Origin of the sequence: Bradyrhizobium ottawaense (assembly GCF_900099825.1) — a bacterium.
Lineage (GTDB): Bacteria > Pseudomonadota > Alphaproteobacteria > Rhizobiales > Xanthobacteraceae > Bradyrhizobium > Bradyrhizobium ottawaense_A.
In genome coordinates this window covers 3,877,161-3,900,909 of the sequence record NZ_LT629693.1, presented here as the reverse complement: position 1 = coordinate 3,900,909, position 23,749 = coordinate 3,877,161, and the positions used below count along the sequence as shown (strand labels likewise).

Below are 23,749 nucleotides of genomic sequence, written 5' to 3'. Positions count from 1 at the left end.
CGGCAAGGATTCGGTCAATTCCGGGCTCAGGAATGCGCGAAAATGTCCTCGGCCTCCCAGCCGCCGAGATCGAGTTTGGCCCGGAACGGCAGAAAGTCGAAGCAGGCCTGGGCCAGTTCGGTGCGGCCTTCGCGCGCCAGCATGGCGTCGAGCCGTTCGCGCAAGGCATGCAGATGCAGCACGTCGGAGGCGGCGTAAGCGAGCTGCGCCTCGCTCAGGTTCGGCGAACCCCAGTCGCTCGATTGCTGCTGCTTCGACAGATCGATGTTGAGCACCTCGCGCACCAGATCCTTCAGGCCATGGCGGTCGGTATAGGTGCGGGTCAGCCGCGAGGCGATCTTGGTGCAGTAGGCCGGCTGCGGCATCACGCCGAAGGCGTTGTAGAGCGCGGCGAGATCGAACCGCGCGAAATGGAAGATCTTGGTGATCTTCGGATTCGCCAGCAGCGCCTTCAGGTTCGGCGCGTCGGTGTGCCCCTTCGGAATTTGGATCACGTCGGCGCTGCCGTCGCCGTTCGACATCTGCACCACGCAGAGCCGGTCGCGATGCGGATTGAGCCCCATGGTCTCGGTATCGATCGCCACCGAATCCGTGTAGCGGGACAAATCGGGCAGATCGCCGCGATGCAGGCGGATGGTCATTACGTTCAGAACCTCTTCGAATCGATGAGGGCCTAAACTAACGTCGAAATCGCCAACAAACGAGGGGCGCGGCGTGCCAAACGCGTATTTTCTGGGCCTTTCCAGAACAGGTGGAATCGCGTCAGTATCGATCGCCCGTCGCCACAACCGGGGGTGCCCTGTGAAAGCCGAACAGCAACGACTGCCCCGTTTTGCCGTGCTTATCGACGCCGACAACACCTCGCCGCAGATCGCCGGCGGGCTGTTCGAAGAGGTGGCGAAGTTCGGCGAGGCCAGCGTGCGCCGCATCTATGGCGACTTTTCAACGCCTCAGCTCAAATCCTGGTCCGATATCCTGCAGAAATACGCGATCGATCCGTACCAGCAGTTCGCCTACACCAAGGGCAAGAACGCGTCCGATATCGCTCTCGTCATCGATGCGATGGACCTGCTGCACAGCGGAAGGTTCGACGGCTTCTGCCTGGTATCTTCCGACAGCGATTTTACCCGCCTTGCTTCGCGCCTCCGCGAGCAGGGCGCCGACGTCTACGGTTTTGGCGCGCAGAAGACGCCGGAAAGTTTCCGGCAGGCCTGCCGCCGGTTCATCTACACCGAGAACCTGGTGCCGAGGGCCGCGAGTAGCGGCGCGAACGCTACCGCGAAGCCGAGCTCGTTGGAGCCGCCAAGCGCCGCGATCCCGATCCTGCAAAAAGCCATTTCGCAAATCGAGAGCGAAGATGGCTGGGTCCTGCTCGGCACGGTGGGCGAGCAGATTTCGAATCTGTTCTCGGACTTTGACGCGCGGACCTACGGCTCGAGCAAGCTCAGCGATCTCGTGCGAAAAACCGACGCTTTCGAGATCGAGAAGGTTTCCGGCGACCGCATGCGCATCAGGGCCAAGCCGGTCGACGGCGGCCCGAAGGCCAAGGCACGATAGGATTGCTCACCGAGTCACCGACATAGTCCGGAAGCACTTTTATGTGATCCCCGGGCGTATCGGTGCATCGATAATCGCTTGATCCGGCGACGCCGCGCTGCTTGAACGCGCAACCCGCTTTCCCCTGCATGAATGGACGTCATGAACGAACAGATTGCCGATCAACCGCCGTTGGATCGCGGGTTCACGCGCTACCAGTCGCTGCTGGTCGCGCTGCTGGCGTTCGTCCAGTTCACCGTGATTCTCGACTTCACGATCATGTCGCCGCTCGGCGCCATCATCATGCCGGCGCTCGATATCACCGCCGGACAGTTCGGCGTGGCAGTCTCGGCCTATGCGTTCAGCGCCGGAATCTCAGGCATCCTCAGCGCAGGATTTGCCGATCGTTTCGACCGCAAGCGCCTGCTGCTGTTTTTCTATGTCGGCTTCACCCTCGGGACGGCGTTGTGCGCGCTCGCGCCGAACTACCACGTGTTGTTGCTGGGTCGAATCGTAACCGGATTGTTCGGCGGCGTGATCGGCTCGGTCGTGCTCGCAATCACCACCGACCTGTTTTCGCTGCAGCAGCGCGGTCGCGTGATGGGCTTTGTTCAAACCGCATTCGCCGCCAGTCAGGTGCTCGGAATTCCGGCCGGCCTGTTTCTTTCCAACCACTGGAACTGGCACGTCTCTTTCGCGGCGCTCATCGTGTTGTCGATCGCCGCGATGGCTGCGGTCGTGCTGCTGATGAAGCCCGTCAACGCCCATCTGCTGCTCAAGCAGGAAGGCACCGCGTTCCGGCACCTGATCGCGACGGTCACGCAAACCCGTTACACGATGGCGTTCCTGGTGACGACGTTGCTGGCGACCGGCGGCTACATGCTGATGCCGTTCGGCAGTGCCTACACCGTGCACAATCTCGGCATCGACATCCTGCATCTGCCGACGATCTATCTGGTCTCGGGCCTGTTCAGCATTGTCACGGGGCCTCTGGTGGGGCGTGCCAGCGATGCGTTCGGAAAGTTTCCGACCTTCGTGTTCGGCAGCGCGATGTCTGTTGTCATGGTGCTGATCTACACGCATCTCGGTCAGGTCTCGTTGACGACAGCCATTGTGGTCAACGTGCTGATGTTCGTCGGCATCTTTTCGCGCATGATCCCGTCGCAGGCGCTGATTTCGGCGATCCCCGACCCCAGTCAGCGCGGTTCCTTCAGCGCCGTCAGCGCTTCGCTGCAACAACTCTCGGGCGGACTCGGCTCCGTGCTGGCGGCGGCGATCATCGCGGAAAATGCCGATGGTTCGCTCCGGCATTTCGACTGGCTGGGATACATCGTCGTCGCAACGGCGACCGTTTCGCTGGTCGGAATGTACTTCGTGCAGAAGTCCGTGGCCCAACGGGCCGGCCGGCGATTCGTCTGAGGCGAATCGTTCTGCGGCGGCGAGACGCGCCCGCCGTCGTGATTCATTTTTGCGCTTCCAGTTTCGGCGGCTGCAAGCCTGCGCTGTTGGCCCAGCGTTCGAGATTTTTGATGACGTCCGCGTGGCTCGGTCGCAGCGGCGGTCGCTGATTGGCCTCTTCGGAAAGCTTGCGTGGCAACTTGACGGTCTCTGTCATGGTCATGGGCTGGCTCCTCGCCTCCAAATATGCGCCCGCGTTAACCCCGAATCAACACTTAAGTTATTGTTTTTACTATAGTATTTAGCTAATTTGGCGGCTGAATCTGCTTTTGCGGAACCGGCGCCAAGGGCGGACGTTGAGTAAACTACTCAATGATCTCAACTTGGGTGTTTCCGATGGCTGACCTTCGCGACGAACGACTGCAGGTGATGCTCTCTCCGGAAGAACTCTCGGCGCTCGACGATTTTCGCTTCAAGCACCGGATGCCGACGCGCGCGGCGGCCGTTCGCGAACTGTTGAAGCTGGGGCTGACCGTTCACGGCACCAGCAATGGCGGCGGCGGGATGAAATCGAGCAATTACGGCGTGTTCAGCCGCGGCCCGGACGGGCACACCCAGGGCGGCTCGGGCTCCGATCCGGAGGCCGCGGGTTAGCCGCGATGCCCTTGGCGCACGCGCGAGCGCGGCTCGGCGCATCACGCCAAGCCGGATCACAACGATTTTTGGGCATGGGCAAATGGTGCCCAGGAAAGGACTCGAACCTTCACGGCCGTTAAGCCACTGGCACCTGAAGCCAGCGCGTCTACCAATTCCGCCACCTGGGCCCGGGCGGGTTAGTAAGGACCGGTTACGCGCTTGTCAAATTGCTTCAATGCATTCCAAATACGCTGTACAGCGGCGGCGGGTTGGCGTATCGCGAATCCGCTAACTACCCCAGCGATCTCTCGAATTTGACCCGCAGGAATGGACCCTATGGCATCGGACTTGGCATCGAACCAGGAAACGCTCGTCACGGTTTTCGGCGGATCGGGCTTTCTGGGGCGAAACGTGGTCCGGGCCCTGGCCAAGCGCGGTTTCCGCATCCGGGTGGCGGTGCGGCGGCCCGAACTGGCGGGCTACCTGCAGCCCCTCGGCCGGGTCGGCCAGATCCACGCCGTGCAGGCCAATCTGCGCTATCCGGCCTCGGTAGAGGCGGCGATGCGCGATTCCCACATCGCCATCAACCTGGTCGGCATCCTGGCTGCAAGTGGCGCGCAATCGTTTGACGCGGTGCAGGCCAAGGGCGCCGAGACCGTCGCCCGGGCGGCCGCGGCCGCAGGCGCGCGGATGGTGCATGTCTCCGCGATCGGCGCCCACGAGAACTCGCTGTCGGCCTATTCCCGCTCCAAGGCGGCCGGCGAACAGGCCGTGCTGGCGGCGGTGCCTTCGGCCACCATCCTGCGACCCTCGGTGGTGTTCGGCCCCGAGGACCAATTCACCAACCGCTTTGCCGCGTTGGCGCGCATATCTCCCATGCTGCCGCTGATCGGCGGTGGCGCGACCCGGATGCAGCCGGTCTATGTCGGCGATGTCGCGACCGCGGTGGCGGAAGCCGTCGACGGCAAGGCCAGGGCTGGCGCGACCTACGAGCTCGGCGGGCCGGAAGTGCTGACCATGCGCGAGATCATGGAAATCATCCTCGCCATCACCGAACGCAACCGCATGCTGATTCCGCTGCCGTTCGGCCTCGCCAAGCTGCAGGCGCTGTTCCTGCAGTTCGCGCCCGGCGCGCTGAAGCTGACGCCGGACCAGGTCGAGCTGTTGCGGTCCGACAACGTGGTGTCGGATGCCGCGAAGGCAGCCAGCCTGACGCTGGAAGGGCTCGGCATCGCGCCGGATTCGATGGAAGCGATCGCCCCGCAATATCTCTGGCGCTTCCGCGCCGCCGGGCAGTTTCAGCGCAACGGCGCGTAAGCCCTACTTCCCCAGTAGGGTGGGCAAAGCGAAGCGTGCCCACCATTTGGAGCCCGAATTAAATCGATAGATGGTGGGCATAGCGCAAAGGCGCCTTTGCCCATCCTACGGCTTCCGTGCAAATTACTTCCTACTTCCCCAGCGCCAGCGCGATCAGGCCGAGCGTGCCGACGATGACGCGCCACCAGGCGAAGAACGTAAAGCCGTGGCGGGTGACGTAGTTCAGGAAGCTCCTCACCACGATCATCGCCGTGATGAACGAGACCACGAATCCGATCGCGATGATGCCGAGGTGATCGGTCGTCATCTCGCCGCGGTTCTTGTAGAAATCATAGGCGAAGGCGCCGACCATGGTCGGAATCGCCAGAAAGAACGAAAACTCCGCCGCCGCGCGCTTTTCTGCACCCAGCAACATCGCCGCCACGATGCTGGCGCCGGAGCGCGACACGCCGGGAATCATGGCGAGGCACTGCGCGATGCCGATCCACAGATACATCAGCAGGGGAAACTTGGTGGCGTCGTCCTCGTGCGGATTGAGATCGAGCTGATCGACCCACATCAGGATCGCACCGCCGACGATCAGCGAGAAGCACACCACCCACGGATTGAAGAGAAATTCCTTGATGTATTTGCCGGCGATCAGGCCGATGACAACCGCGGGCAGGAACGCTACCAGCACGCCGATCACGAACCGGCGGTCGTCCGGGTTCGAGAACATGCCGAGCGCGACCCGCCACAATTTGGCGAAGTAGAGCACGACGATCGCGAGAATCGCGCCGAGCTGAATCAGCACGACAAAGCTGTTCCAGAAATTGCCCTCGCCAAGGCCGAAGAAGCGCTGCACCAGCAGCATATGGCCGGTCGAGGAAACCGGCAGAAATTCCGTGATGCCCTCGACGATGCCGAGAATCACCGCCCGTACTGCATCAGACATCATGATGTGGTCCATTTTTGCTGCAAAAGCCGGGCTCTTCTCGCTTATTCGCTCGGCTCTCGCAATCGCAAAAAAACGCCAAAACACAGGTTGCCTCACGCCTCTGCTGGGCTATAGCGTCCGGATTCGCACCGCGGCGGCCCGGTTGAGGCTTCGTAAAGCGCCGCGCAGCTACCAAGGACTGCATGTACACGCTGTTTCATCATCCGTTCTGTCCGCACTCGCGCTTCATTCGCCTGATCCTCGGCGAACACGGCCTCGATCTGCGCCTGGTGGAAGAACGGCCCTGGGAGCGACGCGAGGCGTTCCTCGCGCTCAATCCGGCGGGTCACACGCCGGTCATGATCGCCGAAGGCCGGCCGCCAATTCCCGGCGCCGGCATCATCGCCGAATATCTCGACGAGGTTCACGGCGCGGATGCCGACGAGCGGCGGCTGCTGCCGACGTCGATGGGCGAACGCATCGAGGTGCGCCGGCTGATGGCGTGGTTCAACGACAAGTTCTTCGAGGAGGCCTCCAACCCGCTGGTGACCGAGCGCATCTACAAGCGCTTCATGAGCGAGGAGAACGGCGGCGGCGCGCCCGCGACCGACGTGATCCGCGCGGCCAAGGTCAATGTGCGCTATCATCTGGCCTATATCGGCTGGCTGGCGCAGACGCGGAACTTTCTCGCCGGCGACCGGCTGACCTATGCGGACCTCGCCGCCGCGGCGCATCTTTCGGCGATCGATTATCTGGGCGACGTGCCATGGAGCGAGGACGACGCGGCAAAGGCGTGGTACGCGCGGGTGAAATCCCGCCCGTCGTTCCGCCCGCTGCTGAGCGAATGGCTGGCGGGGGTGCCGGCGTCGCGGACCTACGTGGACCTCGACTTCTGAACGGCAACGCCAGGGGTTCCAGCACGGAACTGAAAGCCGCGCTGGCGCGAGAAGCCCGCGCTTTGGGCTTCGATTGCATCGGCGTCACCGATCCGGATGCGATCGCAGGGGCCGGAAAATACTTTCGCGAATTCCTCGAGGCCGGCGCGCACGGCGACATGGACTGGCTGGCGGCCAATCCCGAACGGCGAATGGATCCGCAGGCGTTGTGGCCCGGCGTCCGCTCGATCATCATGCTCGGCGTCAACTACGGACCGGATGAAAATCCGCTTGAGATGCTCGCAAGGCGCAGCCACGGCACGATCTCGGTCTACGCCCAGGGCGACGATTATCACGACGTCGTCAAGAAGCGCCTGAAGGCGCTGGCGCGATGGTTTGCTACCGAATCGGGCGAGGAGCTGAAAGTCTTCGTCGATACCGCCGCCGTGATGGAAAAGCCGCTGGCGCAGGCGGCGGGACTGGGCTGGCAAGGCAAGCACACCAATCTGGTCTCGCGCGAATTCGGCTCATGGCTGTTCCTCGGCGCGATCTACACCGCAGCCGACCTGCCGCGCGACCAGGCTGACGGCGATCACTGCGGCTCGTGCAACGCCTGCCAGGAGATCTGTCCGACCGCGGCGTTTCCGGCGCCCTACAAGCTCGATGCGCGGCGCTGCATTTCCTATCTCACGATCGAGAACAAGGGACCGATCCCGCACGAGTTTCGCAAAGCCATCGGCAACCGCATTTATGGTTGCGACGATTGTCTCGCGGTGTGCCCGTGGAACAAGTTCGCGCAAGCGGGCCGCGAAGCAAAACTTGCCGCGCGCGCGGAATTGCGCGCGCCGCTGCTTGCAGAACTGGTCCGACTCGACGATGCCGCGTTCCGCGCCCTGTTTGCCAAATCGCCGGTCAAGCGCATCGGCCGCGACCGCTTCATCCGCAACGTGCTGATCGCGATCGGCAACGCCGACGATGCGTCACTGGCATCAGAGGCCGAGCGCCTGCTCAATGACGCAAGCCCGCTGGTCCGCGGCGCGGCGGTGTGGGCGCTGTCGCAGCTGATGGCGCGGGAGGCCTTTGCCGCATTGGCGAAGCGCGCCGACGCGAGCGAGACCGACGATAGTGTGCGTCTGGAGTGGTGCACAACCGGCCAACCCTCATCCTGAGGAGCGCGTAGCGCGTCTCGAAGGATGTAGGCCCGTCTGTGGCCTCATGGTTCGAGACGGCGCAAGAGCGCCTCCTCACCATGAGGAATCAGCACAGCTATCACCCTTGATTTCGTTGCACGCTTTCCGTCATGTTCCCCGGCCATGACAAAACAACCCTTCTTCGCCAAGCGCGGCGACACCTTCATCCCTAATCCAGTCTCGAACGGTCCGTGGGACCCGAACTCGATGCATGGTCGCGTCGTCATCGGCCTGTTGGCCCACGTGATCGAGGAGCAGCACGGCTCCGACGAATTCGTACCCGCGCGACTGACGGTCGACATGTTTCGGCTGCCTAACATCCAGACGCCGGTGGAAGTCACCACCAAGCTCATCCGCGACGGCAAGCGGGTCAAGGTGGTGGAAGCCGAGTTTCTTTCCGGCGGCACCAGCATGGCGCGCGCCTCCTGCCAGTTGTTGCGCCGGACGGAAAATGCGCCCGGCAACGTCTGGTCGCCAGCGAACTGAGACGCGCCGTGCCCGACGCGATTCCGGCGCCGACCGACCCCCGGTTAGGCATGAACGGCAAATGGACGACGCGGCCCATTGTCGGCGCGATGGGCTCGCGCGGCCCCCGGCGGCTGTGGATGAGCGAGGTCCGCGAGATGGTCGAGGGCGTACCGATGTCGCCGTTCGTCCATGTCGCAACCGGCGCGGATTTTGCGAGCCCGTTCGCCAATGCCGGTGACCAGGGCCTCGGCTACATCAACAGCGACGTCACGCTGTATCTGCACCGTCTGCCGGTGACGCGATGGATCGGCTTTGACGTGGTGAACCACCACGCCAGCGAGGGCATCGCGATCGGCGAATGCTGGCTCTATGACGAGAAGGGCCCGATCGGCACCTCGACGGTAGCGGCTCTGGCGCAGAAGAAGCCGATGACGAATGTGCCGCCGCCGTAGTTGCGTCCGCGTCGCGAGGTTTTCTTCGTCATGGCCGGGCTTGTCCCGGCCATCCACGTCTTGCTTGTTGTTAGGAAGAACGTGGATGCCCGGGACAAGCCCGGGCATGACGAGTTCGTGGAAGCTGGAGCATGAAGCTCACTCCACCAGATGCCGCTTCATCTCCGGCCGCGCCTTCAGCGCGGCGCCCTGCCTGGCGATGATTTTCGCGATACGCTCGGGTGCGAACTTGATGTCGACGAAAGCGGGCGCGGTGTTGGCGACCTCGTGGTATTCCGTGATCTTGCCGTCGCGCAATTTCATGATCGCGACGCCCTCGAACATCGCGCGGGCGCCCTCGGCTTCCGGCAGCGTCGAGCGGTAGCTGAAGGTGTAGCGCGCATAGAGCGTGTGGCCGTCGCTGACCGGCGTGTGCATGTCCCAGCGAAAATCGGTCGCGGTGCGATAGAACCAGTCGTCGACCAACTCGGCAATTTTGGCGCTCCCTGCGAACGCGCCGTAGAACACGTCGTGATAGACGCCATCTTCCGTGAACAGTTCCGCAAACGCCTTGCCGTTGCGCTGCTCGACGGCATCGCAGAAGGCGCGGAGCATGGTGGCGGTGTTCATGGCGTTGTCTCCTCACCCATTCTTGTCATGCCCCGCGAAGGCGGGGCACCCAGTATTCCAGAGAGCGCGAGATAAATCGATATGGCGCGGCGTACTGGGTCGTCCGCCCCAGTGCGCAATTGCGCACAAGGCGGACGATGACACCGGGAAGCGTAGCGATAGCTCACCCGATCTCCGCCACCGCCGCGAGAATCCGTGCGATGTCCTGCGGCCGCGACAGGCGGTGGTCGCCGTCCTGGATCATCGTCATCACCACGTCCTCGGCCGGCAACCGGTGCGCCAGTGCAAAGGCGTGCTGCCACGGCACGTCGGGGTCCTGCGCGCCCTGCAGGATGCGCACCGGGCATCCGACATCGATGGCGCTGCCGAGCAGGAGGTGGTTGCGGCCCTCCTCGATCAGCGCGCGCGTGATCGGATAGGGCGTGCCGTCACCATATTCCGACGGCCGCATCCAGACTCCCTTGGTCGTGATCTCCTCGCGGATGTCAGGCGAGAAGCCGTTCCACATCAATTGTTCGGTAAAATCCGGGGCCGGCGCGATCAGCACCAGCCCGGCCAGCGACGCACGCGCCGCCGCGCGGCTCGCGATTGCGCGCGCCAGCAGCAGCGCCATCCAGCCGCCCATCGACGAGCCGATCACGACCTGCGGCCCGCGGCAGAACTGCTCGAACACGGCCACGCTCTCTTCCAGCCAGCGCCCGATGGTGCCGTCGATGAAGGCGCCGCCGGATTCGCCGTGGCCGGAATAATCGAACCGGACGCAGGCGCGGCCATTGCTGGCGGCCCATTCATCCAGCGCCAGCGCCTTGGTGCCCCGCATGTCGGAATTGAAGCCGCCGAGCCAGAACAGCCCGGGCGCACCGCTTGTGCTGCCGGGCGCAGCCCCGGCACGAGCGCGCACCGCGATCCGGCGGCGGCCATCGCCCTCGCCGACCTCGATAAAGGCCGGTTCCTGATCGATTGGCGCTGAATTGGTCATGGTTCCGCTGCTCTCGCCCGCTGCTTTGTCCGTGAGCACGCCCGATCGGTCAACGGTCGACCGGTCCGGACTGTCCTTGCGGATCATGCGATCGCGCTATATTTGCCCGGCGTGACCAAAATGCCTCGCATTTGACGGTTTTAGCGCGCACACAGCGAGTTCGCTTGCTCGCCGACGCGTATTGCTTCAAAATAAGGCCTTCCTTCACAACTTTGGAGAGTTACCCATTCGCCGTCCCAACAGAGCCCCGCCCGCCGCGACCAAAGACGGGCCGCGCACCAATGATGAAATCCGCAACGCGCAGATCCAGCTGATTGATCAGACCGGCCTCAACCACGGCACGGTCGAAACCGTGTTGGCCGTCAAGATGGCCCTTGAAGCGGGCATGGATCTTGTCGAGATTTCGCCGAACAATAATCCTCCCGTTTGCAAGATCATGGACTACGGGAAGTTCAAGTATTCCGCGCAGAAGAAAGCCGCCGAAGCCCGCAAGAAGCAGAAGGTCGTCGAGATCAAGGAGATCAAGCTGCGGCCGATGATCGACGATCACGATTACGACGTGAAGATGCGCGCGATGCAGCGGTTCTTCGAGGAAGGCGACAAGGTCAAGATCACCTTGCGCTACCGTGGCCGCGAAATGGCGCACCAGGAAATCGGCACCAAGCTCCTGGACAAGGTCAAGGCCGACGTCGCCGAATACGCCAAGGTCGAGCAGGATGCGCGTTTCGAAGGCCGCCAGGTCGTGATGGTACTGGCGCCGCGCTGATTTGAATTTGTGAGATTGCAAGACGGCCCGTCAGTTGATCTGGCGGGCCGTTTTCGTTTTGATGCGCTCCCCGGATGCTGCGCAACGCGCCGCACTTTGCGGCGTGGTGCGTTGCTGACCCGGGGACACTTGGGTCCCGGATTTCGCTGACCAAAATTGCGAAAACAACCCCATGCAAAGTAGAATGGGCGCGCCGCGCTCCCTCTAGCTTCGCGTCGCCTGCCAGGTGCCGCTGCAGCGGTCGCCGGTAATGATGCCGCTCCATGAGCCCGCACCGCTGTTGCCGACGAGCCGGCCGCCGCCGCTCGCTCTGGACGCGCCGACCGATACCCGAACCGCTACCGCGCCACCGCGGCGGACCGAGCCGGCGACCCGGCCGCCGCCGGCCGAGGAAACCCGGCTGCCGGTCACCAGAAACGGCACGCTGTAGCCGGAGGAGCAATTGCCCCGTGTGGTCGCGAATACCGTGGTCCAGGTGCCGTCATAGGCTCCGCCCCTTCGGGCCGCGTCAGCGGTACCAGGTGCCGCCGCAGTGGCCAGAACGGCCAAAACGGGCAACCAGCGCAGGGGACGGCGCAGCAGGGAAAAACGGGCAGATTGGGAAATAGGTTGATTGAAATGGGTCATTTTCTTCCTGTTCCAGGCTGAGGGTGATGACATCAGGCCATTCGTCCATGCAAACCATGTGACGGTTCATCATTGCCAATTTCCGCTTCCTCTGCCATAAGCCCAGCCTTCATCGCCCGGCTGATTAAGGGCTGCCGTGTCGATGACCCGTGCGGGTTGTTTCGTTTTCGGAAAAACCTGAGCACTTCCAACGCTCTAACGAGCATTTTAAGCCGCAAAAGCGCCCCTCGGGGCGCGTTTTTCTGTGGCAACAGGAGAGCCAAATGCCCAAGCTGAAGACCAAGTCGGGCGCTAAAAAGCGCTTCAAGGTGACTGCCACTGGCAAAGTAATGGCCGCCCAGGCCGGTAAACGCCACGGCATGATCAAGCGGACGAAGAAGCAGATTCGTCAGCTCCGCGGCACCCGCGTGCTGTTCAAGACCGATGGCGACAACATCAAGAAGTATTTCTTGCCGAACGCCTGATCGCGCACGCGGTCCAAATTAGCCGAGCCGCGTTCGCGCGGCGATCTGTCACCCATTTAAAATTCAAGGATAGCAGTCATGTCTCGCGTCAAACGCGGTGTGACCTCTCACGCCAGGCACAAGAAAGTCTACAAGGCCGCCAAGGGTTTCCGCGGCCGCCGCAAGAACACCATCCGCGCCGCCAAGGCCGCCGTCGAGAAGGCCGGGCAATATGCCTTCCGCGACCGCAAGCGCAAGAAGCGTACCTTCCGCGCGCTCTGGATCCAGCGCATCAACGCGGCCGTTCGTCCGTTCGGCATGACCTACAGCGTGTTTATCAACGGCCTTGCCAAGTCGGGCATCACGGTCGACCGCAAGGTGCTGTCGGATCTCGCCATCACCGAACCGTCGGCGTTCCAGGCGATCGCCGAGAAGGCCAAGGCCGCGCTCGCGGCTTAAGTTCGCAATCGCCGCGGCGTCTTGCAATTCCGGTGTCATGCCCCGCGCAGGCGGGGCATCCAGTAACCACCGACCGACCTACTGACCCCGGGGGTTACTGGATCATCCGCTTTCGCGGATGATGACGATCCCGCTTGGACTGCGAGCGCGTGTTCCCCAGAGGTGCCCGTCGCCATGTCCGATCTCGCTCAACTCGAATCTCAGATTCTCAGCCAAATCGCCGCGGCCTCCGACGAGCCCGCGCTCGAAGCGGTGCGTGTCGCAGCGCTCGGCAAGAAAGGCTCGATCTCCGCGCTGCTCGCCACACTCGGCAAGATGTCGCCGGACGAGCGCAAGACGCAGGGTGCCGCGATCAACCTCGCCAAGGACAAGGTGACGGAGGCGCTGACCGCGCGCCGCGACATCCTGAAATCGGCCGCACTCGATGCGCGGCTTGCTTCCGAGACCATTGACGTCACGCTGCCGCTGCGCGAAGCGCCGGCCGAAGCGGGCCGCATCCATCCGCTGAGCCAGGTGTTCGAGGAGGTCAACACGATCTTCGCCGACATGGGCTTTGCCGTCGCCGAAGGTCCTGACATCGAGACCGATGACTACAACTTTACAAAACTGAACTTTCCCGAAGGCCATCCGGCGCGGGAAATGCACGACACCTTCTTCTTCAATCCCAAGGAAGACGGTTCGCGCATGCTGTTGCGCACCCACACCTCGCCGGTGCAGGTGCGCACCATGCTGACCCAGAAGCCGCCGATCCGCGTGATCTGCCCGGGCCGCACCTATCGCATCGATTCCGACGCGACGCACACGCCGCAGTTCCACCAGGTCGAAGGTCTCGTCATCGACAAGGGCTCGCATCTCGGCCATCTCAAATGGATCCTGCAGGAGTTCTGCAAGGCGTTCTTCGAGGTCGACCACCTCAACATGCGGTTCCGGCCGTCGTTCTTCCCGTTCACCGAGCCCTCGCTCGAGGTCGACATCCAGTGCCGCCGCGACAAGGGTGAAATTCGCTTCGGCGAAGGCGAGGACTGGCTGGAGATTCTCGGCTGCGGCATGGTGCATCCGAACGTGCTGCGCGCCTGCGGCATCGATCCCGACGTCTACCAGGGCTTTGCCTGGGGTATGGGCATCGATCGCATCGCGATGCTGAAATACGGCATATCCGATCTGAGGCAGTTGTTCGAAAACGACGTGCGCTGGCTCGCGCATTACGGCTTCAAGCCGCTCGACGTCCCGACGCTCGCGGGGGGACTGAGCACGTGAGTGCCGTCCCTGCGAAATATCAGGGCCTGCGCTCGTTCGCGTTCGGCGACGGGCCGGCATTGGCCGACGAGTTGCTCGACCTTGTCGTTCGGGAAGTGAAGACCGCGACCTGCTCCACCGAGGATGAGCCCAACACGTCGACGCCCGGCGAACGCTGGATCGTGCTCGACGGACGCGGCGTACCCGCTTGCGTGATCGAGACGCTCGAGGTGAGCTACATCAGCTACAACGAAGTGGACGCCGGCTTTGCCTATGAAGAAGGCGAAGGCGACCGCAGCCTCCGCTATTGGCGCGAAGCCCATCGCACCTATTTCGGGCGGATGGGCCGCTTCAGCGAAGACATGATGCTGATGTGCGAACGTTTCCGTCTGGTCGAGGTTTTTGCGGAGCGGGTGTCGTGAACGGCTCGGCGTATCTCAACACTCTCGCCGCGGAGAGAGCCCCCACCCTAACCCTCCCCCGCAAGCGGGAGAGGGAATGGACTGCCGCCGAGATGAACACCTTCGCACGCACGCATACTATGAGCGAATATAGGGGTACGAATCTTCCATCGGCTCGACAGGTCGGACTCCCTCTCCCGCTTGCGGGGGAGGGTTGGGGTGGGGGTGCCGCCGCATCGGAGGTCTCAATGGCTGACGAGAACAATCCGACGTGGAAGGTCTCCACCAAACTTCGTTCCAACGCCCGCGCGCTCCGAAAAAACTCTACCGACGCGGAACGGCTCCTGTGGGCCGCTCTGCGCGGCCATCGATTGAACGGCGCTTCCTTTCGTCGTCAGGTCCCGATCCAAAACTATATCGCCGACTTCGTATGTCACGCCGCCCTGCTCGTGATCGAGCTCGACGGCGGGCAGCATTTCTCCAATCAAGCGGAGCAGAAGGATGGTACCCGCTCCGCCGTTATCGAGGCGAAGGGGTTTCAGGTCCTTCGCTTCAGCAATCACGACGTGATGACAAACCGCGATGGTGTGCTTGAAACAATTGCCGCTGCCGTCGCGGAGAGAGCTCCCACCCTAACCCTCCCCCGCAAGCGGGAGAGGGGACAAGAGAAGCAAAGATCATGAAATTCACGCTCTCCTGGCTGAAGGAACATCTCGACACCGACGAGCCCTTGGAAAAGCTTGCCGACAAGCTCACCATGATCGGGCTCGAGGTCGAGCATATCGAGGACAAGGCGAAGGCATTGGCGCCGTTTTCGATCGCACGGGTGATCTCGGCCGAACAGCATCCGAATGCGGACCGCTTGCGCGTCTGCATGGTCGATACCGGCGACGGCGGTGCGCCGGTGCAGGTGGTGTGCGGCGCGCCGAATGCGCGCGCCGGTCTCGTCAGCGTGTTCTCGCCACCCGGCACCTTCATTCCCGGCAAGAACATCACGCTCGGCGTCGGCACCATCCGCGGCGTCGAGAGCCGCGGCATGCTGTGCTCGGCGGCCGAATTGCAGATTTCCGAAGACCATGACGGCATCATGGAGCTGCCGGCCGATGCGCCCATCGGCGCCGCCTACGCGCAGTGGGCCGGCCTCGGCGATCCCATGCTCGAAATCAACCTGACGCCCAATCGCCAGGACTGCACCGGCGTGCACGGCATCGCGCGCGATCTCTCCGCCGCCGACATGGGCAAGTTCAAAGACCCCGGTATCAAGCCGATCAAGGGTGAATTCCCCTGCCCGGTGCAGGTCAAGGTCGAAGACGCCGCGCTGTGCCCGGGCTTTGCGCTGCGGCTGGTGCGCGGCGTCAAGAACGGACCCTCGCCGGAGTGGCTGCAGCAGCGCCTGACCTCGATCGGGCTGCGCCCGATCAACGCGCTGGTCGATATCACCAACTTCATGACCTACGACCGCGCCCGGCCGCTGCATGTGTTCGACGCCAAAAAGGTGACGGGCAATCTGACCGTGCGCCGCGCCAAGGACGGCGAGACGCTGCTGGCGCTCGACGGCCGCACCTACACCCTCGACAGCGGCGTCTGCGTCATCGCCGACGACCACGGCGTCGAATCGCTCGCCGGCATCATGGGCGGCGAAGCCTCCGGCTGCGACGAGAACACCACGGACGTGCTGATCGAATCCGCGCTGTGGAACGAGATCAACATCGCGCAGTCGGGCCGCAAGCTCGGCATCAATTCGGATGCGCGCTATCGCTTCGAACGCGGCGTCGATCCGGCCTTCATGGTGCCGGGGCTGGAACTCGCCACCAAGCTGGTGATGGAAATGTGCGGTGGCACGCCATCCGAGAACGTCGTCGTCGGCAAGGCGTTTGGCGAAGACCGGGTGATCGAATTCCCGTTGACCGAGGTCAAGCGGCTCGCGGGCGTTGAGGTGCCCTTCCCGGAAGTGAAACTGATCCTGGGCCGTCTCGGCTTCATGGTCGCCGGCAGCGGCCCGGTGGTGAAGATCGCGGTACCGTCCTGGCGCACCGATGTGAGCGGCAAGGCGGACATCGTCGAGGAAATCGTGCGCATCGTCGGCGTCGACAAGGTGCCGATGACGCCGTTCGACCGCGGTGACGCCCCGCGCAAGCCGGTGCTGACCCAGATCCAGCTCCGCACCCGCCGCGCCAAGCGCGCGCTCGCCGCGCGCGGCATGGTCGAAGCCGTGACGTGGTCGTTCATCTCAAAATCCGCGGCCGAATTGTTCGGCGGCGGACAGGCCGAACTCGCGGTGGCCAATCCGATCGCATCCGACCTGTCCGACATGCGGCCGAGCCTGCTGCCGGGCCTCGTTGCCGCAGCGCAGGCCAACGTCCATCGCGGCTTCTCCGATGTGGCGCTGTTCGAAGTCGGCCAGGTGTTCAGGGGCGACAGACCCGAGGACCAGATGGTCGCGGCCTCCGGCGTGCGCCATGGCTTTGCGTCCTCGAAAGGCATGGGACGGCACTGGTCCGGCGCTGTCATGGCCGACGCGCTCGACGGCAAGGCTGATGCGTTCGCGGTGCTGGCGGCAGCGGGCGCGCCGATGCAGGCGCTGCAGATCGTGTCGGGAGGGCCCGCATGGCTGCATCCCGGCCGTTCCGGCACCATTCAGATCGGCCCGCAAAACGTGCTCGGCTATTTCGGCGAACTGCATCCGCGCACATTAGAGGCGCTTCGCGCAGATGGTCCGCTGATCGCCTTCGAAGTGATCCTCAACCGCATCCCCGATGCGAAGCAGAAGCCGACCCGCGCCAAGCCGGTGCTCGAACTCTCCGCGTTCCAGCCGGTGTCGCGCGACTTCGCGTTCATCGTCGATCGCAGCGTCAGGGCCGGCGATATCGTGCGTTCGGCGCAGGGCGTCGACAAGAAGCTGATTACGGACGTGACCGTGTTCGACGTCTATGAAGGCAAGGGCATCGAGGACGGCAAGAAGTCCATCGCGATCGCCGTCACGATCCAGCCGCGCGAGAAAACGCTGACCGATCAGGAAATCGATGCGGTGGCGGCGAAAATCGTGGCCGAGGTAACGAAGAAGACCGGCGGCACGTTGCGCGCATGACCATGCTCGGACGTCGAGCATGATGCCGAAAAGTGTAGGCGGTTTTCGGACAACATCATGCTCAAGAACTAAAGCATGATCATCACCGGCCTCATCCCGACCGACATCAGCCTCAACGTGGCGATCGCGATCTGCGCGATCGCACTGGTCTCGGGCATCGCGCGCGGATTTTCCGGTTTCGGCTCCGCCCTGATCTTCATGCCGCTGGCGAGTTCGATCGCCGCGCCACGGCTGGTGGCGGCGCTGCTGCTGATCATCGATTTTGTCGGCTCGGCACCGCTGATCCCGAACGCGTGGAAGCGGGCCGACCGCAAGGCGACCGCGATCATGACGCTCGGCGCGCTGGTCGGCGTTCCCATCGGAACCTGGTTGCTCAGCCGGCTCGAGCCGGTAACCACGCGCTGGATCATTTCCGTTTTCGTCTTCGCCTTGTTGCTGCTGCTGTCCGGCTGGCGCTACCGGGGCAAGGAGCACGCAGCGATTTCGATCGGGATCGGCGGGCTCTCGGGCTTTTGCAGCGGCCTCGCCCAGACCGGCGGACCGCCGATCGTCGGCTACTGGCTCGGCCGCCCGATCGCTTCGGTGATCCAGCGCGCCAATATCGTGCTGTTCTTCGCCGCGTCGGATTTCTTTTCCCTTGTCAGCTATGCGCTGACCGGCCTGATCACGGCGGATGCGATCCGGTTCTCGATCATCGTCGGGCCGATCTACGCCGTCGGTGTCTGGTTCGGCGCCTCGCTGTTCGGCCGCGCCAGCGAGAACCTGTTCCGCTCGATCTGCTACGCGCTGATCGCCGCCGCCGTCCTCATCGGCCTGCCGGCGCTGGACGGCGTGCTGCGGTAGATACTCGGATCGTCGCGAAGAGTTTGATGCCGGAGAGTTTGATCGCACCCTCCCCTGGAGGGGGAGGGTCGGCTCACATGGAGCGCAGCGGAATGTGAGACGGGGTGGGGTCATCTCTCAACTCAGGCACTGCTCGTGAGGAGAGACCGTCACCCCACCCCGCCGCTACCGGACGACGCTACGCGTCGCCGAGGCGCGTCGACCCACGAGCGAGCTTCGCTCGTCTCGGACCCCTCTAGGGGAGGGTAAGAGAGAACGGCCCTATGTCATCCCGTCAATGGATCGGCGAGAACGGTGTCGCCTGCCGCGCCGGCGCGCGCCGCTGCGGCCGCGGTGCCCGCACCGGGACTGCCGGTTCGGCATCCTTCAACGCACCGATCCGGCGCAACGCCGCTTCAGCGGCGCGCTCGCCGCTTTCCCAGGCGCCGTCGATCGTTCCCCACAGCGTTTCGTGGGTGGCCTCGCCGGCGAGATACATGCAGCCGACCGGCTCGGTCAGGACCTTTCGCGACGCCTGGCCGCCGGGTCCCGCGACCGACATCGCGCCAAGCGCGAACGGCGCGGCATTCCAGCGCGTCGCGCTCGATTTCTTCACCGCCGCCGCGGCTTCGCTGCCGAACAGCTTGCCGAGCCACTCCACCGCAAACGCAACCATCGCCGCCTCGCCCTGGGCGGAGAGATCGCGGCCGAACGATCCGCCGACGTCGATCGAACAGAGCGACGAGCCGCCCATGTTGGCGAACATCAACGCGGTCCTGGTCGAATTGCTTTGTTCGATGATGACGTCGTCGCGGGAAAGGCCGAGCGGATTGCCCGGCATCTGCAGCGCAATCCGGTCATAGCTGCCGAGGCTCAGTCTTGTCGCGGCATCGAGCGTGCGCTTGGGGATATCAGGGGTGAACTTGATATTGCCCGCCGCCAGCACGTTGCTCGACACCGTGATGATGGCGGCGCGCGCGGCGATCTTGCCGGACGGCGTCTCCACCGTGACGTCGCGGCTGCCCCACGCGATGCGGCTGGCCGGCGTCGACAGCGACAGCGGCACCTGCTCGCCGAGCTTGGCGACCAGCGTGCCGAGCCCCTGGCGGCAGCCGATCGCGGTATTGCGGTCCTGCGCCCGCGCCTTGTCGGCGACGGAGATATCCTTGAGATCCTTGCCCGCGAAATTGGCGCCGAGCACGAACTCCGCGGTACCGGCCCAGTCGCCGAGATCCTTCGGCAGTACCGACGCGCAGGAAACGTCGCTCTTGCGCGAGGCTTCATCGATGGCGCGATTGGTGCGCACCAGGGCCGCAAGAAATTCCTCGGTCTCGCCGGGGCGGGCGTTGCGGCGGCCGACGCGGATCTTCTGGCCCGACGGCGCGGTCGTGATCTCGAGCCCGGCCGAGCGCGCCAGCCTGATCATCGGATTGGTGTCGGGGTTGTGCATCCAGCGGGCGCCGCGGTCGAACGGCACGTCGAAGCTCGTGACATCGGTCTGGCAGCGGCCGCCGATCTGGCTTGCCGCCTCTACCACGATCACCTTGCGGTTCGCCGCCATGATCCGCCGCGCCGCAGCAATACCGGCCGCGCCGGCGCCGATCACGACGATGTCGGCCTCGCGCGGCAACGGCGCGGCTCCCGCACGACCGGCAAGCACCGGGGTCACCGCCAGTGCCGCGGACGCCGACAGGAAATCGCGGCGGGTCATTGTCATGGCATGGTTTCCGGGGTCTTGCAGGAAATCTAGGGAAAAGAGAACAGCTAGCGAACTGTGCCGCATCTCACGGTGCGCAGCAACACTCATGGTAAATCAATCATGATTGATCCGCTTCACGCATGAACTAAATTGAAACGGCTTGAGACCATGCTAAGGGAACAAAAAAAGGCGGACGAACAAGCCGCGCTGGGGAGAGTTTGATGGGCGTAGTGCTCGATACTATCGGCCAGTTGATTGCGAGGTACCTCCAGAAGGAAGTCCCGGGCTATGAGCCGTTCACACCCAGCGACCCCGAACATCTGCGCGGAATCATCGAGCCCGGCGACGTGCTGCTGGTCGAAGGCAACAACCGGATTTCCGGCATCATCAAATACCTCACCCAATCGACCTGGTCGCATGCCGCACTCTATGTCGGCCCGGTGGGCGGCGCGACCGAGCCCGACGGCGAGCCGCATGTCCTGATCGAGGCCAATGTCGGCGAGGGCGTGACCTCGGCGCCGCTGTCGAAATATTATCCCTATCACACCCGCCTCTGCCGGCCGGTCGGCCTGTCCTACGAGGACCGCACCACGGTGTGCCGCTACGCCATCAACCGGATCGGCTTCGGCTACGACACCAAGAACATCGTCGACCTGATGCGCTACCTGATCCCGCTGCCGGTGCCGCAGCGCTGGCGGCGGCGCATGATCGCGTTCGGTTCCGGCGATCCGACCAAGATCATCTGCTCGGCACTGATCGCGCAGGCGTTCGACGCCGTGCGCTACCCGATCCTGCCCAAGATTACCCGCGCCGCCTCCCGCAAGGCCCGGCGCGAGATCCTGCATATCCGCGATTCCTCGCTCTACATGCCGCGCGACTTCGATATCTCGCCCTATTTCGAAATCGTCAAACCCACCATCGTGCACGGCTTCGACTACACCGCCTTGCATTGGGCCGATAAGCAGAAGCCGCTCCCGGAGGTAGCCGGCGAATTCGGAGTGTTTCCATCGGTCGAATCGCCGCCAGTTGTTCCTGAAGAGGTTGACCAAGAGGCGCCGCTTCCGGCTGCGGAAGTGACCCCCGCCGCCGCTGAATCGGCGATGGTCGAACGCGTGACCGTGCCGGAACAGTTCCCCGCCGTCGAAGATGTCCCGGTCCACCCGCCGGAACACCACGCCGGTCCGCAAGACAAGGTGTCGGAGGCGGCTTAAAACTTCGCCGCCAATGTCAGCCGCACCGCGAGCGGCTCCGCCGGATGCACATGGCGATCGGCGACGCCGTCGATCGGCTCGCCCGGCAATCGCGACAGATAATAATATTCGATCTCGTTGGTCTTGGCGTTGAAGAGATTCAACACGTCGAGCTGCATCCGCAGCCCGTTGTCGAACTTGTAGCCGGCGCGCGCATTGAAGATCAGCGACGGCTGCGAGCGGACGCTGTCGTCCTCGATCAGCGGACGCGGACCGAAATAGCGCCCGCGCAACGCGCCGAACCAGCCGCTATCAGCCCCGAACGTCACGCCGCCACTCGCCACCCAAGCCGGCGCGCCCGGGATGAAATCACCGACGGGATCAAAATTGGTGAAGCGGGCACGCGTATAGGCGAGATCGAAATCGAACGTCATCCACGGCAGCATCTTGTACTGGTTGGTCCATTCGACGCCGAGGCGGCGGCTGGGACGGCTCGGCTCGGTGGTGCCGGCGTCGCCGACGAACAGCAATTCGGAATCGAAATCGAGCACGAACACGGCGAGCGTGCTGGTGAGGCCATCGATCACCTTGGTGCGGATCCCGATTTCGGCGCCCTTGGAGCGAACCAGCAGCGGCACGCGGTCGAGCGGCGTCACCTTGTCGTTGGGATCGACGGTGATGGTGGCGCCGCGGATATCGTTGGAGTGCAGGCCGTAACCGGCATTGCCGTAGAATTCAGTCCGGTACCAGGGCCCCAGTACGATCCCGGCCTTGGGGCTCGTCATCGACGCCTGTGCGTTTCCGGAGTTCTGCGGCGTATCGCTGACGACACGTCCGGCAAAATAATCTTCACGGATACCGACCGTGGTGCGCAGCCAGTCGGTCCATCTCGCCGTGGTGTCCGCCCACAGGCCGACATTGCCTTCCTTCACACTGTCTTCGCGAACGATCGACAGCGTCTCGCGGGCGATGGTCTTGAACAGGCCAACGTCAATGTCATCGCCGCGGGTCTGCAGGCCGACGCGCGTCTGGGTTTCGATACCGGCAAAGCGCACCGCGAAGGCATGGCTGGCATCGAGCCCGTACACGGTGCGCCGGTCGGTCTGGCTGAACTGATCGCCGTTGACGGGATCGTCGAGGAAATAAGTGAAGTCGTTGAAAAGCTGCAGCGAGGAGCGGATCACATAGGCGTTGACCTTGGTCTCGCCGTACGCACTCGATTGCGCCCAGTTGCTCGACAGCGAGAACCGGCTCGACGTGCCGCCATCGGTCGGATCGAGCGAGCCGAGCCGGCCGATCACGCCCTGGTCGATCGCGCGCTGCGCCACCTGATCGGTCGCGTTCCAGCCGTTGGCGTAAGCCATCGCCGACAGCGTGAATCCGTCGGTCGCGGTACCCTGGCTGTAGCGCAGGACCCCGTTCAGCTTGCGCACATTATCCGGCACATCCCACGGGCCGTTATATTTGTCGGCCTCGAAAGCTGTGAGCAGCGTACCGTTGCCTGCGGCGGTCGATCCCGCTGCCAGCGCGCGCTGGTAGCCGAAACTTCCGAAGGTCAGTTCGGCGATGTTGTTCGGCAGCTTGCTGACGTAGTCGATGTCAACCGCGCCGGCAGACGCGAAATCGCTCTTGTCGGCGAAGTACGGCCCTTTGCGCACGTTGACCGACTGCACCAGCTCCGGGATCAGGAAGTTGATATCGGCGTAACCCTGTCCGTGGCCATGGGTCGGCATGTTCACCGGCATGCCGTCAACGGAAATGGCGAGGTCCGTGCCGTGGTCGAGATTGAAACCGCGCAGAAAATACTGGTTGGCTTTGCCCTCGCCGGAATGCTGGGTCACGATCAGGCCCGGCACCGCCTCCAGCAGCTCGCCGACGCGCGCGGCCGGCCGCGCATTCAATTCCTCGCCACTGATGATTTTCTCGCTGGCCGCCGTGGGCTGGAGATTGCCCGGTCCTGACGTGGCAGAGCCGGATGTCACACCGCTGGCGGACGGTGCCGCGGGCGGGATCGGCTGGACCGCAGTGGTACTTCGCGCGCTCCGTGCAGGACGTGGTGTCGGTTTGGTCCGCTTCGGTGGTGGATTGTCGGGCGACGTAACCGTCACCGCGGGAAGCTGGCCTGGCGTCACTGCCGCAACGGTTTGAGCACCGGCCGGAGACACGAGCGCGAGCAGCGACGCTGCGGCAGGAAATAGCCTCCAAGCGAGAACACGCAACGCCCATGCCCCTGCATGATACCCGCTACGGTCGGCAAACGACCGCACCAGTTCGACTAAACCCGGCCCGCCACGCTAGCAAGCCGGGTATGACGAAACAACAAGCGCGGGCATTGTCGCGACTGAGGCACGTTGATCCAGGTATCTACCGGTCAGAGCGGCCGATCACGGCCATCAGCTCCGCGATCTTTTCGCGCTGGTCGGCCTTGTTGCCGCTGGTGATGGCGTGCTCGACGCAATGCGACACATGATCCCGCAGCACTTCCTCCTCGACGCGCCGCAGCGCCGCCCGGACCGCCGATATCTGGGTCACGATATCAATGCAGTAGCGGTCCTCGTCGACCATCTTCGAGAGTCCGCGGACCTGGCCCTCGATCCGGCTGAGACGTTTCTGACAGGAAGTCTTGATGTCTTTTCGCATGC

At 63.7% G+C, this 23,749-nt stretch carries 25 protein-coding genes, 1 tRNA gene and 1 pseudogene; 16 read left to right on the top strand and 11 right to left on the bottom strand.

The genetic code is table 11. From position 1 onward, the window contains the following. Positions 1 to 26 precede the first annotated feature (26 nt). Complete coding sequence (locus BLR13_RS18215) at positions 27 to 641, bottom strand: ribonuclease D (RefSeq protein ID WP_074820937.1); 615 nt, start codon at positions 639 to 641, stop codon at positions 27 to 29. Between the two features lie 160 nt (positions 642 to 801). Here BLR13_RS18215 and BLR13_RS18210 point away from each other — a divergent pair, with 160 nt between their 5' ends. Further along, positions 802 to 1,557, top strand: coding sequence for an NYN domain-containing protein (locus BLR13_RS18210; RefSeq protein ID WP_074820939.1), 756 nt, complete (start codon positions 802 to 804; stop codon positions 1,555 to 1,557). Positions 1,558 to 1,698: 141 nt separating this feature from the next. After that, positions 1,699 to 2,955 carry an MFS transporter gene (locus tag BLR13_RS18205; RefSeq protein ID WP_074831372.1) on the top strand — a complete coding sequence of 419 codons (1,257 nt, stop codon included), beginning with the start codon at positions 1,699 to 1,701 and terminating at the stop codon, positions 2,953 to 2,955. A 43-nt stretch (positions 2,956 to 2,998) separates the two neighbouring features. Here BLR13_RS18205 and BLR13_RS40215 read toward each other — a convergent pair whose 3' ends face one another. Continuing rightward, positions 2,999 to 3,157 (bottom strand): hypothetical protein, encoded by a 159-nt coding sequence (locus BLR13_RS40215; RefSeq protein WP_154070814.1) that lies wholly within the window; start codon positions 3,155 to 3,157, stop codon positions 2,999 to 3,001. 173 nt (positions 3,158 to 3,330) lie between these two features. Here BLR13_RS40215 and BLR13_RS18200 point away from each other — a divergent pair, with 173 nt between their 5' ends. Further along, positions 3,331 to 3,588 (top strand): hypothetical protein, encoded by a 258-nt coding sequence (locus BLR13_RS18200; protein ID WP_074831373.1) that lies wholly within the window; start codon positions 3,331 to 3,333, stop codon positions 3,586 to 3,588. An 83-nt stretch (positions 3,589 to 3,671) separates the two neighbouring features. On the opposite strand, the gene BLR13_RS18195 is transcribed toward BLR13_RS18200, so the two are convergent. Then, positions 3,672 to 3,758 (bottom strand) — tRNA-Leu (locus BLR13_RS18195). Between the two features lie 160 nt (positions 3,759 to 3,918). On the opposite strand from BLR13_RS18195, the gene BLR13_RS18190 reads away from it, so the two are divergent. Beyond that, positions 3,919 to 4,887: a complex I NDUFA9 subunit family protein gene (locus BLR13_RS18190; protein WP_074831375.1), complete on the top strand. Its 969-nt coding sequence runs from the start codon at positions 3,919 to 3,921 to the stop codon at positions 4,885 to 4,887. A 130-nt stretch (positions 4,888 to 5,017) separates the two neighbouring features. Here BLR13_RS18190 and BLR13_RS18185 read toward each other — a convergent pair whose 3' ends face one another. Continuing rightward, the gene (locus tag BLR13_RS18185) at positions 5,018 to 5,824 is read right to left on the bottom strand and encodes an undecaprenyl-diphosphate phosphatase (protein WP_074831376.1); all 807 of its coding nucleotides are present in this window, start codon (positions 5,822 to 5,824) and stop codon (positions 5,018 to 5,020) included. A 182-nt stretch (positions 5,825 to 6,006) separates the two neighbouring features. On the opposite strand from BLR13_RS18185, the gene BLR13_RS18180 reads away from it, so the two are divergent. The 3 genes and pseudogenes from BLR13_RS18180 (at position 6,007) to BLR13_RS18170 (ending at position 8,788) form a co-directional block, all read left to right on the top strand. Continuing rightward, positions 6,007 to 6,699: a glutathione S-transferase family protein gene (locus BLR13_RS18180; protein WP_074820943.1), complete on the top strand. Its 693-nt coding sequence runs from the start codon at positions 6,007 to 6,009 to the stop codon at positions 6,697 to 6,699. Then, on the top strand, positions 6,648 to 7,847 hold the full coding sequence (gene queG, locus BLR13_RS18175; RefSeq protein ID WP_074820948.1) for a tRNA epoxyqueuosine(34) reductase QueG: 1,200 nt from the start codon (positions 6,648 to 6,650) through the stop codon (positions 7,845 to 7,847). Before BLR13_RS18180 ends, queG begins: the two co-directional genes overlap by 52 nt. A 144-nt stretch (positions 7,848 to 7,991) precedes the next feature. Further along, positions 7,992 to 8,788: pseudogene (locus BLR13_RS18170) on the top strand (thioesterase family protein). 138 nt (positions 8,789 to 8,926) lie between these two features. Here BLR13_RS18170 and BLR13_RS18165 read toward each other — a convergent pair. Further along, complete coding sequence (locus BLR13_RS18165) at positions 8,927 to 9,397, bottom strand: nuclear transport factor 2 family protein (protein WP_074820951.1); 471 nt, start codon at positions 9,395 to 9,397, stop codon at positions 8,927 to 8,929. Positions 9,398 to 9,560: 163 nt separating this feature from the next. Then, positions 9,561 to 10,376, bottom strand: coding sequence for an alpha/beta hydrolase (locus BLR13_RS18160; protein ID WP_074831378.1), 816 nt, complete (start codon positions 10,374 to 10,376; stop codon positions 9,561 to 9,563). A 226-nt stretch (positions 10,377 to 10,602) separates the two neighbouring features. Here BLR13_RS18160 and infC point away from each other — a divergent pair, with 226 nt between their 5' ends. Continuing rightward, positions 10,603 to 11,142 carry a translation initiation factor IF-3 gene (gene infC, locus BLR13_RS18155; RefSeq protein WP_091977533.1) on the top strand — a complete coding sequence of 180 codons (540 nt, stop codon included), beginning with the start codon at positions 10,603 to 10,605 and terminating at the stop codon, positions 11,140 to 11,142. Between the two features lie 204 nt (positions 11,143 to 11,346). On the opposite strand, the gene BLR13_RS18150 is transcribed toward infC, so the two are convergent. Then, positions 11,347 to 11,691: a hypothetical protein gene (locus BLR13_RS18150; RefSeq protein ID WP_244525203.1), complete on the bottom strand. Its 345-nt coding sequence runs from the start codon at positions 11,689 to 11,691 to the stop codon at positions 11,347 to 11,349. Continuing rightward, positions 11,651 to 11,842 carry a hypothetical protein gene (locus tag BLR13_RS41755; RefSeq protein WP_244525202.1) on the bottom strand — a complete coding sequence of 64 codons (192 nt, stop codon included), beginning with the start codon at positions 11,840 to 11,842 and terminating at the stop codon, positions 11,651 to 11,653. The genes BLR13_RS18150 and BLR13_RS41755 overlap by 41 nt, the downstream gene beginning before the upstream one ends. Positions 11,843 to 12,032: 190 nt before the next feature. On the opposite strand from BLR13_RS41755, the gene rpmI reads away from it, so the two are divergent. From rpmI to BLR13_RS18115, 7 genes are all read left to right on the top strand, one after another. Continuing rightward, positions 12,033 to 12,233 (top strand): 50S ribosomal protein L35, encoded by a 201-nt coding sequence (gene rpmI, locus BLR13_RS18145; RefSeq protein WP_027540021.1) that lies wholly within the window; start codon positions 12,033 to 12,035, stop codon positions 12,231 to 12,233. A 78-nt stretch (positions 12,234 to 12,311) separates the two neighbouring features. Beyond that, positions 12,312 to 12,671, top strand: a complete 360-nt coding sequence (rplT, locus tag BLR13_RS18140; protein ID WP_074820961.1) for a 50S ribosomal protein L20 — start codon at positions 12,312 to 12,314, stop codon at positions 12,669 to 12,671. A gap of 174 nt (positions 12,672 to 12,845) precedes the next feature. Then, positions 12,846 to 13,928 carry a phenylalanine--tRNA ligase subunit alpha gene (gene pheS / locus BLR13_RS18135; protein WP_074831379.1) on the top strand — a complete coding sequence of 361 codons (1,083 nt, stop codon included), beginning with the start codon at positions 12,846 to 12,848 and terminating at the stop codon, positions 13,926 to 13,928. Beyond that, complete coding sequence (locus BLR13_RS18130) at positions 13,925 to 14,329, top strand: ASCH domain-containing protein (protein WP_074820962.1); 405 nt, start codon at positions 13,925 to 13,927, stop codon at positions 14,327 to 14,329. The genes pheS and BLR13_RS18130 overlap by 4 nt, the downstream gene beginning before the upstream one ends. 227 nt (positions 14,330 to 14,556) lie before the next feature. Beyond that, entirely contained in the window at positions 14,557 to 14,991 is a 435-nt protein-coding gene (locus BLR13_RS18125) for an endonuclease domain-containing protein (protein ID WP_074831381.1), read from the top strand. Continuing rightward, positions 14,988 to 17,396 (top strand): phenylalanine--tRNA ligase subunit beta, encoded by a 2,409-nt coding sequence (gene pheT, locus BLR13_RS18120; RefSeq protein ID WP_074820965.1) that lies wholly within the window; start codon positions 14,988 to 14,990, stop codon positions 17,394 to 17,396. Before BLR13_RS18125 ends, pheT begins: the two co-directional genes overlap by 4 nt. Positions 17,397 to 17,471: 75 nt before the next feature. Beyond that, positions 17,472 to 18,239: a sulfite exporter TauE/SafE family protein gene (locus tag BLR13_RS18115; RefSeq protein WP_074820968.1), complete on the top strand. Its 768-nt coding sequence runs from the start codon at positions 17,472 to 17,474 to the stop codon at positions 18,237 to 18,239. A 274-nt stretch (positions 18,240 to 18,513) separates the two neighbouring features. On the opposite strand, the gene BLR13_RS18110 is transcribed toward BLR13_RS18115, so the two are convergent. Continuing rightward, positions 18,514 to 19,935, bottom strand: a complete 1,422-nt coding sequence (locus BLR13_RS18110; RefSeq protein ID WP_074820971.1) for a flavin monoamine oxidase family protein — start codon at positions 19,933 to 19,935, stop codon at positions 18,514 to 18,516. A gap of 203 nt (positions 19,936 to 20,138) precedes the next feature. Here BLR13_RS18110 and BLR13_RS18105 point away from each other — a divergent pair, with 203 nt between their 5' ends. Beyond that, positions 20,139 to 21,128: a YiiX/YebB-like N1pC/P60 family cysteine hydrolase gene (locus tag BLR13_RS18105; protein WP_074820974.1), complete on the top strand. Its 990-nt coding sequence runs from the start codon at positions 20,139 to 20,141 to the stop codon at positions 21,126 to 21,128. Here BLR13_RS18105 and BLR13_RS18100 read toward each other — a convergent pair. Both BLR13_RS18100 and BLR13_RS18095 read right to left on the bottom strand, forming a co-directional pair. Further along, positions 21,125 to 23,272: a TonB-dependent receptor domain-containing protein gene (locus BLR13_RS18100; RefSeq protein ID WP_079586175.1), complete on the bottom strand. Its 2,148-nt coding sequence runs from the start codon at positions 23,270 to 23,272 to the stop codon at positions 21,125 to 21,127. The genes BLR13_RS18105 and BLR13_RS18100 overlap by 4 nt on opposite strands. Positions 23,273 to 23,471: 199 nt before the next feature. Next, positions 23,472 to 23,747: a metal-sensitive transcriptional regulator gene (locus BLR13_RS18095; RefSeq protein WP_074820978.1), complete on the bottom strand. Its 276-nt coding sequence runs from the start codon at positions 23,745 to 23,747 to the stop codon at positions 23,472 to 23,474. Between the last annotated feature and the right edge of the window lie 2 nt (positions 23,748 to 23,749).